A 16,738-nucleotide genomic window follows, 5' to 3' on the forward strand; every position below is an offset into this window, starting at 1 on the left:
CTGGAGGATTCGATAACAACATGATAAAGCAGAATATGAACAATTTGTTCGAAAGAATTATTCAACTAAATCCATTTGATGCAATTGTAGTTTTACAATACACTGAACAAAAGTATATTGTTCAGTGTGCAAATTGTAAAGCAGCTCGTTTATTAAATTCTTTATTCAAAGAGGGAATGAGTGCAGAGCATTTTTTTCATCAAATCAATTGGTTTGAAGTAAAAAAACTTCTCTTACAAAATGACCAAGAAATCAAAAAAATTAGAATTAATGATGTTGAAATAGCTGTCGTATTACAAACAATTATTGAGCAGGACGAGGAGTATATTGTTGTGATTATGCGCTCTTTAGTAGCATCACCAATTATTGATGAACAAAGTTTGCATATCATGGGCTCAGCCTACTACGATGAATTAACGGAGCTATATAATCGCCGAGCATTAAACAAGCAATGGGCAGATCATAATAACTTCAAAAAAACATCAAATATTGCATTATTACTTGTGGATTTAGATCGCTTTAAAAAGTTCAACGAATCCTTAGGCAAACAACGTTCAGATCGATTGTTATTTGAAGTAAGCGAACGATTTAAAAGTTTACGCAGTGAGTACTGTGAAGTGTTTCGACATAACGGAGATGAATTTGTAGTAATTTTCCATTATGAAGAATTAGATGAAGTGGAAACTGTAGCATACAATATTTTACAAAGTCTACAGGAGCCATTTATAGTAGAGAACCAAGAATATTTTATTACTGCCTCAGTTGGGATTGCTTTATCAACAATCGAAGAAAGAGATTTAGACATTTTACTTCATCAAGCGGACCAAGCATTATTCTATATGAAAAATAATGGAAGAGGGCATTATTGTTATTATAATGAGGAATTGAAACATTATTTCCCTAATGAAGCTTTAATGGAGGCCCATCTACATCGAGCCGTGGAGTTAAATGAGCTTATGATTCATTTTCAGCCTCAGGTTAATTTAGAAACAAATAAAATAGACAGCTTTGAAGCGCTTATACGTTGGGAAAATAGAAAATTTGGTATGGTTTCACCAGCACAATTTATACCTATAGCTGAATCCTCGGGTCTTATTATTAGCATTGGTGAGTGGGTTTTAGAGCGAGTTTGCCAGTATCAAAAAGAATGGCGAGAATGTGGCTTCAACCCAGTGCGTATTGCGGTCAATATTTCACCGAAGCAATTCAAACAAAAGGATTTTGTGAAACGTGTCTCAGCATTGTTGAAAGAATATAGCATTGAGCCAAGATATTTAGAGCTTGAAATTACTGAAAGCTCCATGACGAATCTACATGAAACGACGACTATTTTAAGACGGCTAAAAGAAATAGGTGTATATGTTTCGGTAGATGATTTTGGTACAGGCTATTCATCGCTCAGTTATTTGAAGGAATATCCAATTGATATTATAAAAATTGATCAATCATTTATCACAGATATTGAGAAGGATCAAAAAAATAAAGCAATCGTAGAAACGATTATTTTATTAGCTCAAAACCTTGGTTTAGAAGTAATTGCTGAAGGTGTTGAGGAAACTGCACAAGAACAATTTTTAAGGGAAAATAATTGCCAAAAAGTGCAAGGTTACCTGTATAATCGACCATTGCCAGCCGAGCAAATAGTAGAGCAATATTTCCATTAGGTTATTTCAATTATGGAGCTAGGCTAAAATCAACAAGATAAGCCTAGCTTTTAAATTGCAGTATATTTTTGGAGTAGCTCATAGTAATATATAATTAGGTGTAGCTTTTAAAGCTTTAGTTACATCAAAAAATGAATGATAATTCATTCATTAAAAGCTGTAAGGGGGAGTATGTATGTTACAGGCAAAAACAATTATTATTACAGGTGGCTCTAGTGGGATGGGGCTTGCTATGGCAAAGCAATTTGTACAAGAAGGGGCAAATGTCGTTATTACAGGGCGAGACGTAGAGCGTTTGGCTAAAGCTAAAGAAGAAATAAAAAGCTTCGGCAATCATATTGAAACATTTCAAATGGATGTACGCGAGCCAGAGCATGTAAAGGGAATGCTCGCTTTTGCGCTAGAAAAGTTCGGACAAGTAGACGGGCTAGTTAATAATGCTGCGGGTAATTTTTTAGTAAAAGCAGAAAATTTATCACCAAATGGTTGGAAGGCAGTTATCGATATCGTATTAAATGGTACTTTTTATTGTTCTTCCGAGTTAGGGCGTTATTGGATTGAAAATAATATTAAAGGTTCAATTTTGAATATGGTTGCGACTTACGCTTGGGGAGCGGGAGCAGGCGTCATTCATTCAGCGGCTGCTAAAGCAGGTGTCTTGTCATTAACACGGTCCTTAGCTGTTGAATGGGGTGGACAGTATGGGATTCGAGTGAATGCTATTGCGCCAGGACCAATTGAGCGAACAGGTGGAGCCGATAAATTATGGGAATCGGAGGAACAGGCTCGACGTACAATTGAGTCAGTACCATTAAAACGTCTAGGTACACCTGAGGAAATTGCTAATTTAGCGACATTTATTTTATCTGATAAAGCAGCCTATATGAACGGGGAATGCGTTACTTTAGATGGTGGCGCATGGTTAAACCAATTCCCGTTTTAATATGTGAATTACTTCCTTAGACCTGTAAGCAAATTTGAATATATTTTAGTTGGAAAAGCACATACTAACGAAAACGAAAGGAGTGTTTCCGTTGGGGATATGGCTTTATCCAACTATTTTTGTTGGCGTACTATTGCTTGCATGGAGCTATTATGTGACGGTTCGTGTAGCAAAAGAAACAGAAAGACACGCAAGTACAGAAGATACACCGATTCACGAGGCAATTAAAGATCACCCGTTTCTTTTAAATCCCATCATCGTCATGTATTTTATTATGAACTTATTTTTAGGAATTATTATTTTTTATTACTGGGCAACGACAGGTTCTTATTAATAACAATAGGGAAAGTTGGATTTTATCCAATTTTCCCCCTTTCTCATGGCAACTTCTCCGACCTTCACATAGTCATAATGAAATAAAGTATGATATGATAGTAGTAAGGGTGCGATTCTAGTGAAAGAACGCAAAAAGGAGTTATGATGTCATGATTTCATTAAACAATAAAGCTATACTTGACATGCCAATAGCTGATTTGGTGATTCCAGCTGAAAAGGTTGCGCATGTTCAAAGTGGCAACAGTGCTGAGCATGCCTTGTTAGTTTTGACGAAAACAGGTTATTCGTCGGTTCCGGTATTAGATGTGAAATATCGTCTACAAGGCTTGCTTAGTACGAAGATGATTACTGAAGAAATTTTAGGATTAGAACGTATTGAATATGATCGGCTTGCAACACTTAAAGTAGAAGATGTGATGGATCAAGAGGTTGCATATTTAAAAATAACTGATACGTTTCGACGAGCTTTAGATTTAGTTATTAACCATGCTTTTCTTTGTGTAATAGAGGAAGATGGGACATTTGCAGGTATTATGACGCGACGTGTTATTTTAAAGCAACTAAAGAAACACATTTATTCAAGCGAATTATAGGGGAATTTGGGGGTGTCGGGAAAAAGTTTCCTGACACCCCTATTATACTAGATAAAGAGGTGAAACAATGACTACAACAGAAGCTGAGATTATTAAAATATTAGCAGAGGAGCGCAATATGAGAAAGGCGGCGGAGCGTTTATTTTTAACGCAACCAGCATTATCTCAAAGGTTACAGTCAATTGAAAAAGACTGGGGAATCCAGCTATTTTTACGATCTCCAAAAGGCTTATCCCCAACACCGGCTGGTGAGCTTGTCATCCAATATGCGATTGATTCGATAGCAAAACGCGAGGAAATTTTTGAAACGATTCAGGCCTTGAATTCGAAGGTGCATGGTACTTTGAAGATTGCTTGTGCCTCGATTGTTGGGCAAAACTGGCTACCAAAAGTATTGAAGGATTTTGTGACACAGTATCCAGATGCGAAAATTTCTTTAATGACAGGCTGGAGCTCAGAAATCGTCAAAGCACTTTATGAAGGCGAGGCACATGTTGGTATTGTGCGAGGGCAAGTTGATTGGAAGGGGAAGAAGCTACATTTGTTTCGCGATATGATGTATTTGGTTGATACAGAAATTACGAATTTAAAGGAGATTGAAACGACAGATCGCCCGTTTATTCAATTCAAAAGTGATTCCAATTACTATCAAGAAATTCAACAATGGTGGCAGCGCCATTTTCATTCTAATCCGCGCCATCAAATTGTCGTTGACCAAATTGAAACATGTAAGCAAATGGTAATGAATGGGATTGGCTATGCGATTTTACCTTCGATTACACTGAACGGTGCTGAGTATATGAATAAAATTCCTCTAATAAATTCGGAAAATGATTTAGGGCTAACACGTGATACATGGCTAATTGGCTATGAATCTTCATTTGAGCTACGCCAAGTAAATGCTTTTGTAGAAGTTGTGCAAGATCATGCGAGATGTTTGTATGAATATAAATAAGCAAGGATGTAGGTGAACACTGTTTTCATCTACGTCTTTTTTGCATTTGAGTATATATGTTGTAACAAACAATTATTTATTACGTCTAATAAGAAAAGTAGGTAATATGACAAAAACTGTTTTGTGATTTTCCTTCCGCAGTATACAAAAAGATATGAGAGTCGATAAACGCAGTTTTACTGTATAGCTACTCTAAGAAAGAGGATAATAATGAAGTTTTTCTTAAGAATTTCTGAAAATTTCATAATAATTGGAACTAATGGAGTTTAAAAGCGTATAATTATTTAGGGTAGTTAATGAATTAGAAGAGGGGTTGAGCTTTTGAGAAATGTAAAAATAACAGCATACATACTAGTCATGATGCTAATGATTGGCTTGTTTTTACCGTTTGGACAAGCTAGCGCGGCATCATCTCTAGAGGTCGATGCAAAAGCAGGTATTAACGGGAAAGCGAAACATATGCAGCCCACGCCATTATATGTAACAGTTAAAAATACTGGAGACGATTTCAATGGGGATATGGTAGTGAACACAGCCTACTCCTATGAAGCGGCATCAGCGCTTGTTATTCCTATTTCGATAGCAAGTGGTGAAGAAAAAACATTTGAATTATATTTGAATGGCTTATCGGATTATAATTATTCAGATCAGGAGATATTCGCCTTTTTTGAAGGTGGGATTGAAAAGGATAAGAAAGTAAAATACAAAGGGACGAAGCGTCTTCAAACAAACTTTATAGATCCAATGTCAACCTTTGTTTTTACTGTAACTGATAGCAGCGACCGTCTTAGTGGATACTTGAAACTATCGCAATTTTCACAAAACTATCAAACTGAAGTAATACATTTAAATCAAATAAAAGGATATAAGCTTCCTGAGGACGCATTAGGCTTAGCAATGGCCAATATTATTGTATTTGATGAGGTGTCCATCGCAGATTTGTCACAAAAACAGCAGCAAGCATTGCTAAGCTGGGTGCAGGAGGGCGGCACACTTGTTATTGGTGCGATGGAGCAAATAAATACTGCATCTGGAATTTTTAAAGATGTTTTACCGTTAACATTGTCAAAAGAAATGATAACAATTGAAGCTGATACGTTAACAACATTATCTAATGGTGGGATTTTCTCAGATTCGATTCAAGCATATGCAGCTACTATGACGGATGGGAGCCTTCCTGTATTAGAGGATGGGAATAATGTTTTAGCTGCAAAGAAAAAAGTAGGCAGTGGTGAAATTATTCAAACAACGTTTTCGTTAGGCGATCAGCCACTTGCTTCTATGGATGGCTATGCAGCATTGACTGCAAAAATGTTAAACATTCAAAAATTCTCTAATAACTCAGGGATGTATTACCAACCGCCATTAGAGCAAATGATGTATGGCTTACGTACAGTTAACGAACTGTTTCCATCTTTTGAAGTTTCGATGAGCTCCACTCTTATTGTTGTTATTATTTATATCATCTTTATTGGACCTATTCTTTACTTTATTTTAAGAAAGCTAGATAAGCGTGAACATGCTTGGTGGATTATTCCTTTAATATCGATTGTTGTATCGATAGCACTATTTATTATAGGTGCACAGGGGCGTATTATGCAGCCTCAAGTACAGCAATCCGCAGCTTATAAAATAAACGAGGATGGTAGTTTAAATGGCTATTATATAGAATCAATTTTAACAAATCGTGGTGGGAATTTTGTTGTTAATACAAATTCAAATACAACTGCAATCGCCCTACGTAATTATGGTAGATTTACAGGTTCAGACGCAATATATGAAAGTTCATATATTAAGGAACATGCAGATGGTACAAAGCTCACGATGCGCAATTTAAGTTATTGGTCTGTGCAATCGTTTATAGGTAGTACAAATGCACAAAATGTAGGGAAAATGGATATTGATTTAACATTAAAAAATGAAAAGCTAACAGGGACAATTAAAAATAACTTCCCGTTTGATTTAAAAGATGTAACATTGCAATCAGGCTTGAAGGTAGTAAAATTAGGCGATATTGAAGCAAATGGTACGCTTGCTGTTGAAAAAGATGTGAAATTGACAACATTACAAAAGCCAACAAATTACAACGGATATAACTATAACTATCCAACAACGAAAGAGGATATTGATCCAGTTCGCATTGAAAATTTACAAGCGACAACAGGATCTTTAACTATGCAAGACGAGCAGCCAATTATCAGTGCATGGGCAGAGCAAGCGTTAGTAGGTGTTGAGCTAGAAACAGGTGCTGATATGTCTCCGATTTCATATTTCGTCCAGCCATTTGAAGGGAAAATAGAATTATCAGGACCATTTACAATGAAGCAAAGCAATTTAAATTATGATGTACGACCTCTATCAATAAATGGCTACTTTGACCCGTACGATAAGCTAATGAACAGATGGTATTTATCGGATGGCACATATGAGGTTGTTGTTTCATTGCCAAATAATTTCACGCAACATATTAAGAAACTTGATGAAATTAATATTACTAATAAAGATACAGCAAATATGGTGCTAGCTGTGTGGAATAACAGTACGAGCACGTATGAGCCTTTAGAAAGTGCACGTGTTTCATTAACAAATACTGTTGAAAATTATATAAATGAGACTGGAGAAATCCGTCTAGAGCTAGTTTTCTCTACAAATCAGGGAACAGTTGAGACGACATTACCTAACGTTGAGCTGAAAGGAGTGGCGAAATGATGATTGAAATTCAAAATTTAACGAAAAAATACGGCTCCTTTATAGCTTTAGATCAATTAAATTTATCGTTAGCTGAAGGAACTGTATTCGGATTTGTAGGCGCAAATGGTGCAGGAAAATCAACAACGTTCTCCATTTTAGCAACGTTGCTCTCACCTACTTCCGGGGATGCTTTTATTAATGGAAAAAGCGTCATTAAGGAACCTAAGGAAGTGCGCAAGCAAATTGGCTATATGCCAGATTTCTTTGGTGTTTATGACCAGCTAAAAGTCGATGAATATTTAGATTTTTATGGCGCTAGCTATGGTATTAATATAGCGGATCGTGCGGTGTTAATTCCACAGCTTTTGGAGCTTGTTAATTTAACAAATAAGCGCTATGAATATGTTGATTTATTGTCACGTGGTATGAAGCAGAGACTCTGCTTAGCAAGGGCTTTAATTCATGATCCAAAAGTGCTGATTTTAGATGAACCAGCATCTGGATTAGATCCACGCGCACGAGTAGAAATGCGCGATATTTTACGCAATTTAAAAACGATGGGCAAGACGATTTTAATTTCATCACACATATTACCTGAATTAGCGGAAATGTGTGATGAGATTGGTGTTATTGATAATGGGAAGCTTATTGCGCATGGCAATGTGGCGACAATTCAAGCGCAACTACAAGGTGAAAAGCATATCGTTGTAAAAGTAACAGACCGTTTAAATGAAGTGCGTGCTTTTTTAGAGGAGGACCCGAAAATATCTGCAATCGATGTTATTGAAAGCAAATTGGAAATAGAATTTAATTACCGAGGGACAGATGAGGAGCAAGTTGTCTTACTAAAAAAAGCGATTTTAGCTGATTTACCGATTTATGCTTTAACAGAGGAAGAGAAAGACTTGGAAGATGTCTTCATGGCAATTACGAAAGGAGCGGATGCAGAGTGATGGAACGCTTATATAATCCAGTATTTGTGAAGGAGCTGAAGTTGCGCTTCCGTTCCTTTAAAAGTTTTTCAGGTTTAATGTTTTATTTGGCGGTTTTAGTCATCTTTATTGCAGGCTTTTTATTAATAACAACTGGTTTTACGGGAAAAGGGTTTTTTAGACCAGATACAAGCTTTGCGATGTTTTCTGTATTAACAATTATTCAAATGGCACTTGTTTTGTTTATTACACCAAGCTTAACAGCAGGTGCTATTAGTAGTGAGCGTGAAAAGCAAACGTTAAATATTTTGCTGACGACAACACAAAGCTCTACGCAAATTGTGATTGGCAAATTATTATCATCGGTGTCATTTCTTGTATTAATGCTTATTGCAGGCTTGCCATTATATAGCTTGGTTTTCTTATTTGGTGGTGTATCACCATCGCAGATTGCTTCAATTTTTTTATTTTATTTATTAACAGTTGTAGCAGTCGGGAGTATTGGCGTGATGTTTTCGACAATTACGAAAAAAACAATTGTAGCGATGATTGCTACATATGGCTCCATCATTTTTTTAGGGGGCATAACAGCCTTCTTCTTCTTCATAACAATGGCGTTTAGCCAAATGACACCACCAGCGGCAGGGGGGACAGCGCAATCCTTTATGGCCTATTTTTGGGCAGCGATTAATCCTGGAGCATTAATTCTCACATTAATCGAGCCTGAAATGGGGAGAGGATTAAAGGAGTTATCTGGAGTTAAGCTACCTGTTTGGGTAACCTATTTAATTTTTTATAGTGGTATAATGCTACTTTGTTTAACTGTAGCTATTAAGAAATTGCGTGCAAATATGAAGAGCAATCGATAAGGAGGAATGGATATGGAGCAACGTAAGCAATTATGGAGTTATATTCAACGTGCAAAAAGAAGTTTACTACTAGAAAAAAGCATACCGCTTGCGCAATATGGCTTGTTTTTTGCATTGCTTGCGGGCGCTTCAATCATGATTATTTCAAGATTGTTCGTCTGGCCATATTATCGTCATACAGCCTTAGCAGCATTTGCTGTAGGGCTTGTTGTGACGATAATTGTTATATGGTGGAAGCGTGTACGTGAGCAGGAAGCTTTATTTAAGTTAGATAGTTATTTTGCGCATAATGAACTAGTAACAGCACTATCTTTTAAAGATGATGAGGAGCCACTAGTTCTATCGCTGTTACAAAAAGCATGGCGCAATATGGAGCAGGCATATGCAGCATTTAAAAAACGTGACAAGCAGTTGTTTCGACCAAAAGCATTCATTGGCCTAATCATGACTGCTTGTTTATTAGCTGTCATGTACATGTTTCCTGCAAAGCCACAAATGGAAGCAATTGAAACGGAAAAAGAGCGTGCAGTGATACAGGACATAAAAAAAGAAGTGGCTGAGTTAGAAAAAAAAGCAGAGTCAAAAGAAGTAAAGGAACAATTGAAGGAACTACAAAACAAATTGAAAGAAACACAAACAGCTGAGGAAGCATTGCGTGAAATGGTGAAAAAGCAAAAGGAACTTGCATTGAAGGAGCAGCAGCTAAAGGATAAGCAGACAGCGAACAGCAATGAAGGAAATGAAAATGAAGGCTTAACGGAGCAAGAAGTTGAACAGCTAAAGGAGCTAGCGCAAACACAGCAGCAATTAACGAAAAATGCAAACTCCACACAGACAGCAATGGGTAAATTAGGAAAGCCTTTAAGTAAATCGCTACAAAATGCGATTGCAAGTGCGAACAATTCCAATGCAAATGCTACAAACCAAAGTAATCAATCCAATCAACAGGGGCAGTCAGGACAGCAAGGGCAGGCTAGTCAACAAGGTCAAGCGGGACAACAGGGTCAATCTGGTCAACAAGGGCAGTCAGGACAACAAGGTCAATCTGGTCAACAAGGGCAATCAGGTCAGCAAGGAAAAGGTTCGGGACAAGGGCAAGGGAATGGTCAAGGTCAAGGAGCTGGGCAAGGTCAAGGACAGGGGCAAGGCTCTGGACAAGGCAATGGTAAAGGTGGCACAGGTGCAGGTACGGGCCAAGGCAGTCGCGATTTACTAACAATCCCTAATCGAATAGGTGGCTCAAGTGAGACAACTGTTGATGGTGGTTCATTAGGCCAAGGCTCACATGTTTCTGAGCAGGAGGCAGATGGCCCTGTTGTAAAAGGGACAATACGTCCATATGAAGAAGTGATTGGCACATATAAAGATAGCTATTTAGAAAGCTCGGAGCGTTTACAGCTACCAAAAGATTTGCAATCAGTTGTACAATCATACTTTACGTCAATCGAGTCGCGCTAGGAGGAAGATTCATGGCATTTACAGAGCAGCAGTATACAGAAATGAGTAAAAAATTACAGCAAGTAAAAGAAGAAATTCATCGCTTCATTGTTGGACAGGAGGAAGCGATTGATTATACTTTATATTCAGTTTTAGCGGATGGTCATGCGTTATTAGAAGGTTTACCAGGCTTAGGGAAAACGATGTTAATTCGCACGATTTCGGAGGTCTTGGATTTGTCGTTTTCACGAATTCAGTTTACGCCAGATTTAATGCCAGCAGATATTACGGGAACGAGCATGATTGAGCGGACACCAGATGGCAAACAGCAATTTACATTCCAGCCAGGCCCTATTTTTAGCCAGATGGTATTAGCGGATGAAATTAACCGTGCAACGCCAAAAACGCAAAGTGCTTTGCTTGAGGCTATGGGTGAAAAAACAGTAACGATTTTAGGCGATACAAAAAAGATGGCAAAGCCGTTTTTCGTATTGGCTACGCAAAACCCTATTGAAATGGAAGGAACATACCCATTACCAGAAGCACAAATGGACCGCTTCCTATGTAAAATACTTGTACCATACCCAGCAAAGCAAGAGTTAATGGAGATTATGAAACGCACAACGGGCTCGATGGAAATTGGCTTACAAAAAATAATGGATGCCGAGGAATTAGTTGAGGCACAACGCATGGTGAGAGAAGTATTAGTAGCTGATGAAATGCTAGAATATGCAACAGAGCTTATTGTAGCTACACATCCAGAGGGTGAATATGCGATTGATGAAGTAAAGCAATATGCGTTGTATGGCAGTGGTCCACGTGGCTTGCAAAGCTTAATTAAGCTTGCAAAGGCACGTGCATTAATGAATGGTCGCTTCCATGTTTCAGTAGCGGATATTAAGACGGTTGCGAAGCCTGTACTGCGTCATCGTATGCTGTTGAATTATGAAGGGGAGGCTTCTGGGAAAACAGCGGATGATATTATTGAGGTTATTTTAGAAAAAGTGCAGCAAGGTGTCAGCAAGTGACAAATAAATATGTATTGCCGGAAGATTGGCTTGTCAAAATAGGTCGCTTCCAAGTAGCAACGGCCTCCAAATTACGTGGGCAGCATAAAGGCTCGCACCGTTCGCAACGCTTCGGGGCATCACTCGATTTCTCAGATTTCCGTGAGTATCATTTAGGTGATGATGTGCGACAAGTAGATTGGAATGTTTTTGCAAGAACAGATAAATATTTTATTAAACGCTTTTTAGATGAGCAGGAGATGCGTGTGCATATTTTGCTTGATACGACAAAATCAATGGGGGCAGATGCGAAATGGCTATTTGCAAGGCAAATAGCTACATCGCTTGGTTTAATGGTGCTTGGGCGCGATGATCGCTTGTCCTTTTCTTATTTACAGGAGGAGGTAGTTCCTCCGTTTCGTCGAAAAGGTGCAACATATAGGCGCGCCTTTTTGCAAATTGTTTCTGTAATCGAGCAAGCAAACTATAATGGAAGCTTTGCACAAGGTGCTTTAAGAGCGTTACCAAAGGATAGTACAGTGCTGTTTATTATTACAGATGGCCTAGAGCCAATTGAGGAATGGGAACAGCTATTGAAACGACTGCCACGCTTTGCAGGAGATGTGCGCATTATTCAAATCGTGACTGATGAGGAGCTTTCACCAAATTACACAGGAGATGTGCGACTTTTAGATAGTGAGACAGGTAACGATGTTAATGTGACGATGTCGAGCAAAGTATTACAAACGTATACAGAAAGACGAATATTACATGAGCAACAATTCGATGCGGAATGCCATCGCTTTGGCATTCGAAAATTACAATTGAAGGTGGAGGATGGCTTACAGCATGCCATATTTCATCAATTAATGAAAGCACATTGGATTAGGTGAGGTGAGCCGTATGGGCTTTAGTCAAATACTTTATAGCTGGACGGCCATCTTTCCAGTTATTGTTCTACTATATTATTTCTTCCGTAAAAAATATACGGATCAGCCTGTTTCTTCAACCCTTTTTTGGTCAGAAATTATGCAGGAAACACGTGTATCACCGTATTTAAAGCATTTGCAAAAAAATGCATTGCTCTATCTACAATTGCTTGCATTATTGCTACTTGTGCTTGCATTGATGAATCCCTATGTTAATAAATCAAAAATTGCGGGTTCACAAGTAGTCTTCATTGTTGATACTTCAGCAACAATGCTGGCAGGTAAAGAGCAATCAACATTTGAGCTACATAAGCGCGAAATGCTGTCGTTAATTAATGATTTAAACGGTAGGCCAGTAACACTTATTACAACAGGACATGCTCCGACAGCTATATTGCAGCAAGAAACTAATATGAGTGCGATTGAGCAAGCAATTCAAGCATTACAAGTAACATATGAAACAGCCCAAATTCACAAATCACTTGATGTAGCACAGGCTTTTATTGGGAATTTGCCAACGTCCGTTTATATTTTTACGGATGCGCTTGATAAAATGCAATTGCCGATTGAAAAGGACGAGGTACAGTGGATTGTGAAAGGGGCAGCAAAGGATTTAAAAAACATTGCGATTACACGCTTTGCCGCGACTACAGATGGGCAGGCTGTCATGGCACTTGTGCAGCTTCGTAACGATACGAAGGAGGAGCAGCAGGCGACGCTAACATTGTATGATGTTAAAAATAATGAGCTTGTCAGTGAAAAAGTCACTTTACCTGCAAAGGAAACTGTTTCGAAAACTTTTAAAAACCTACCTGTCTCTACAACGATAACGGCTCAAATTGCAGTAAAGGATGATTATGCAATTGATAACACGCAAATAGCATTGCTACAAACAACTAGCTCTGCATTAGTCGTTGATCAAAGCTTGCATCAGCTTATTCAAAAAGGATTTCAAGCAATACAGCCTAATGTTAAAATGGTGCCTGCTCTACAGCTAACTGACAATAAAGACGCAGTCATAGTAACGAATCAAGCGACATTGCTCGGACAAACGACAAAGCCTCTTATTTTATTTGGAAGAGATGATGTAGAAAAGCGAGAAGCTGTGGGCAATGTTAGCACGACAAATGATGCATTATTCGCATTTAGCGATTTAAAGGACATTTATGTAGGTGCATTGTATGAAGGCTTTGATAGCTATAAAACAATTGCAACAGTTGATGAAGAGCCGTTCATCCAACGTTCTCCTGAGGGAGATATTGTTATTTTAGCGGATATTGAAGATACAGATTGGCCATTACATCCATCGTTTCCACTGTTTTTATGGAGCGTGGAGCAGCAATTATTAGAGGCGTCTAGCTCACTTGGCATATTTGCTCCAAATGAGGAACGAGTAGTTGCATTGGCACAAGGAGATTGGTCTGTGTATTCGCAGGATGATGAGTTTTTATCAACTGTAACAAATGGCATTTTAACAGCTCCAATGAAGCCAGGTGCTTATATTGCACGTTCGTCGGATGAAGAGAAGCGCTTTATTGTGCAATTGCAAGCACAGGAGCGTACGATTGAAGAGGGAACAAGCTATACCATTGGAGCTCTACCAGACAACGGGAAAGAAGAGCTATCAAAATCATCCATTGTACCGTGGATTATCCTGCTTGTTTTAATATTGTTAATTGCAGAATGGGAGGTGCAACGACGCCGTGGATTTACGAATTGATATACCGCTCGCTTTGTTGCTATTACTTCCAGTGTTGATTTATTTTAGTTGGACCTATTGGCGTGAACGAGAGCGCCTAAAGAAAAGTCATATTGTAGTGCTATGTATTCGAATTGCGGCAGCCTGCTGTCTTGTATTTGCGATTGCAAGTCCTTACATTCTACTACCGATTAAAGAGCAGCAAATTATTTTTTTAGTCGACCGATCAGCGTCAATGAATACAACGGAGCAGGAGCTTACTGATTTTATAGTAGAAAGCTTAAAATCGAAAAAGGATGACCAAGCAGTCGGCATTTATTCCTTTGCTTCAACAATGCAAACTGAAGCTACTATAGCAGCTGATTTAAAGGAAGTACCGAAATTTACAGCATTAAAAAATAATAGTGAAACGAATATTGAGCAAGGATTACAAATAGCTACAGGAATTGTTGACCCGCGAAAGGCAACACGCTTTGTACTATTAACAGATGGTAATGAAACAAAAGGCGACGTACTAGAGTTTACGACTAAGCTAAAAGGCTCTACAATGAGCGTTGATGTTGTTCCATTCCAGCAAAATATTAGCAATGACGTGTCATTGAAAAGTTTTGTGACGCCACAAGTTGCTTATGCTGGAGAGCAACAGCAGCTCGTAACAGAAATTTATGCGACAGAAGCTGGGCAAGGGGAGCTTTTATTATATGAAAATGACCAGCTTATACATCGTGAAGCAATTGAGCTGACGGAAGGCTCGAATGTTTTTACGTATAAGCACAGCATGAAATCTGAGGGGCTTGTTAAATATGAGGCCGTTGTACAAGTTGGAGAAGATGCAATTTATGAAAATAATAAGCTAACAAGTATTACAATGGTGCAAAGTGAACCACGTCTATTAGTTGTTAATGGCTATGATAGCGCGTCTCCAATTGCAGCGGCGCTTGGTCAACATGCAATATCTTATGACGTTGTCGATGCTACAAGCTTACCAAACGAGCTTTCAAGCTATTTACAATACAATGCCATTATTTTTGATAATGTACCAGGACATTTAGTTGGCGAGGCGAAAATGCTTGTTATTGAACAGGCTGTGAAAAACTTCGGTGTAGGTTTTGCCATGATTGGTGGGGAAAATAGCTTTGGCTTAGGTGGTTATTTTAAAACGCCAATTGAAGCGTTATTGCCTGTTGAAATGGAGATAAAAGGTAAGGAACAGCTTCCTTCACTAGGTCTTGTTATTGTACTTGACCGCTCTGGTAGTATGTATGGTAATAAGATAGAGCTTGCCAAGGAAGCAGCAGCCCGTTCAGTCGAATTGCTACGTGAGGAAGATACGCTAGGCTTTATCGCCTTTGATGATCGGCCATGGGAAATTATTGAAACAGGCCCGTTAGGCAATAAGGAAGATGCTATTGATACAATTTTATCGGTAACGCCTGGCGGTGGTACCGAAATTTATACCTCTTTAGCGTTAGCATATGAAAATTTAGCAGATTTACAATTGCAGCGAAAGCATATTATTTTATTAACAGATGGTCAGTCTCAGTCTGGAAATTATGAAGAATTAATTGAAGAAGGTAAAGGCAATAATATTACGCTATCAACAGTAGCGATTGGCAGTGATGCAGATGGTGTACTACTACAACAATTAAGTGAAATGGGAAGTGGGCGTTTTTACGATGCTGTAGATGAACAAACAATCCCATCTATTTTATCGCGGGAAACAGCAATGATTTCGCGCACTTACATTGAGGATAATCCGTTTTATCCTACGATCTACAATGCATCTGGCTGGAATGCACTGTTTGCACAAGGTGTGCCGCAGATGAATGCTTATATCGGCACTACAGCAAAGCAAGGTGCAATCGTTGTAGCGGAAAGTGCGAAGGAGGACCCTGTACTTGCACAATGGCAATATGGCTTAGGGAAAACATTCGCCTTTACTTCTGATTCAACAGGAAAATGGACAGGCGACTGGGCAAGATGGCAGGAATGGGGCATGTTCTGGCAAACCCTGCTATCACAAATGCTCCCAAGCTATAATGATATTGCCTACGATGTTCGTTTAGATGCAGATGGCTCTTTTGTTATTACAGACCCAACAAATGAAGCAGCCTTTTTAGATATTGTTGCTGTAAATGAGGCAGGGGAAGAGCTAGAAACACAGCTTGAGATGATTTCTGCATCACAAGTAAGAGCGACAGTGGAGACAGAGCAAGGGCTAATCTTTTTCCGTATTGCAGACGAAGAGCAAACCATTTATCAGGCTGGTTTAACAGTTCCATATAGCTCGGAATATGAGTTGAAGCCTGTGAATGAAAGGCTAGTTCAAGATTTGACGGAACAAACAGGCGGTGCCATTTTGAAAGAACCAGCTGAAGTATTCCGTGACTTCACAACTAAAGGTGCTGAACGCCAAAATATTGCGGTATGGCTCTTACTAGCAGGTATGCTACTGTTCTTTATTGATATTACGCTACGTCGCTTTGGTTGGGGCTTTTTCGTTCAATCAAGAAAAGCAGCACCAATTTTAGAGCAGCAGCCTGTACAAGCTGAGGACACAAACGTTGCCCAATTGTTGAAAGGTATGAAAAAACGCTCATAAGATAACAGAAGTGCTTTTACTCAAAGTGTCGAGGCAACCATGTTAACAAGCAATTAAGAGATGATTCCTATATTAGGGATC

At 38.7% G+C, this 16,738-nt stretch carries 13 protein-coding genes; all 13 read left to right on the forward strand.

The genetic code is table 11. From position 1 onward, the window contains the following. Positions 1–20 precede the first annotated feature (20 nt). Positions 21–1,664, forward strand: coding sequence for a putative bifunctional diguanylate cyclase/phosphodiesterase (locus tag TY13_RS02760; RefSeq protein ID WP_052344207.1), 1,644 nt, complete (start codon positions 21–23; stop codon positions 1,662–1,664). A gap of 175 nt (positions 1,665–1,839) precedes the next feature. Continuing rightward, complete coding sequence (fadH, locus tag TY13_RS02765) at positions 1,840–2,607, forward strand: 2,4-dienoyl-CoA reductase (protein WP_042471358.1); 768 nt, start codon at positions 1,840–1,842, stop codon at positions 2,605–2,607. Between the two features lie 82 nt (positions 2,608–2,689). Continuing rightward, positions 2,690–2,941 carry a short-chain dehydrogenase gene (locus TY13_RS02770; RefSeq protein ID WP_230199379.1) on the forward strand — a complete coding sequence of 84 codons (252 nt, stop codon included), beginning with the start codon at positions 2,690–2,692 and terminating at the stop codon, positions 2,939–2,941. Positions 2,942–3,092: 151 nt separating this feature from the next. After that, entirely contained in the window at positions 3,093–3,536 is a 444-nt protein-coding gene (cbpB, locus tag TY13_RS02775) for a cyclic-di-AMP-binding protein CbpB (RefSeq protein ID WP_042471364.1), read from the forward strand. A 67-nt stretch (positions 3,537–3,603) separates the two neighbouring features. Next, positions 3,604–4,491 (forward strand): LysR family transcriptional regulator, encoded by an 888-nt coding sequence (locus TY13_RS02780; RefSeq protein WP_042471367.1) that lies wholly within the window; start codon positions 3,604–3,606, stop codon positions 4,489–4,491. Between the two features lie 321 nt (positions 4,492–4,812). Beyond that, the gene (locus TY13_RS02785; protein WP_042471370.1) at positions 4,813–7,200 is read left to right on the forward strand and encodes a hypothetical protein; all 2,388 of its coding nucleotides are present in this window, start codon (positions 4,813–4,815) and stop codon (positions 7,198–7,200) included. Further along, the gene (locus TY13_RS02790; RefSeq protein ID WP_042472373.1) at positions 7,200–8,135 is read left to right on the forward strand and encodes an ABC transporter ATP-binding protein; all 936 of its coding nucleotides are present in this window, start codon (positions 7,200–7,202) and stop codon (positions 8,133–8,135) included. The genes TY13_RS02785 and TY13_RS02790 overlap by 1 nt, the downstream gene beginning before the upstream one ends. After that, positions 8,132–8,983 (forward strand): ABC transporter permease, encoded by an 852-nt coding sequence (locus TY13_RS02795; RefSeq protein ID WP_081796910.1) that lies wholly within the window; start codon positions 8,132–8,134, stop codon positions 8,981–8,983. Before TY13_RS02790 ends, TY13_RS02795 begins: the two co-directional genes overlap by 4 nt. Positions 8,984–8,995: 12 nt before the next feature. Beyond that, positions 8,996–10,441 carry a hypothetical protein gene (locus TY13_RS02800; protein WP_042471376.1) on the forward strand — a complete coding sequence of 482 codons (1,446 nt, stop codon included), beginning with the start codon at positions 8,996–8,998 and terminating at the stop codon, positions 10,439–10,441. Positions 10,442–10,452: 11 nt separating this feature from the next. Then, positions 10,453–11,448, forward strand: coding sequence for an AAA family ATPase (locus tag TY13_RS02805; protein ID WP_042471378.1), 996 nt, complete (start codon positions 10,453–10,455; stop codon positions 11,446–11,448). Beyond that, the gene (locus TY13_RS02810; protein ID WP_042471381.1) at positions 11,445–12,320 is read left to right on the forward strand and encodes a DUF58 domain-containing protein; all 876 of its coding nucleotides are present in this window, start codon (positions 11,445–11,447) and stop codon (positions 12,318–12,320) included. The genes TY13_RS02805 and TY13_RS02810 overlap by 4 nt, the downstream gene beginning before the upstream one ends. Before the next feature lie 10 nt (positions 12,321–12,330). Beyond that, positions 12,331–14,076: a vWA domain-containing protein gene (locus TY13_RS02815; protein WP_042471384.1), complete on the forward strand. Its 1,746-nt coding sequence runs from the start codon at positions 12,331–12,333 to the stop codon at positions 14,074–14,076. Next, positions 14,060–16,657 (forward strand): VWA domain-containing protein, encoded by a 2,598-nt coding sequence (locus TY13_RS02820; protein WP_042471387.1) that lies wholly within the window; start codon positions 14,060–14,062, stop codon positions 16,655–16,657. Before TY13_RS02815 ends, TY13_RS02820 begins: the two co-directional genes overlap by 17 nt. The last annotated feature ends 81 nt before the right edge of the window (positions 16,658–16,738 follow it).

This window comes from Bacillus ndiopicus, from assembly GCF_000612805.1.
Lineage (GTDB): Bacteria > Bacillota > Bacilli > Bacillales_A > Planococcaceae > Metasolibacillus > Metasolibacillus ndiopicus.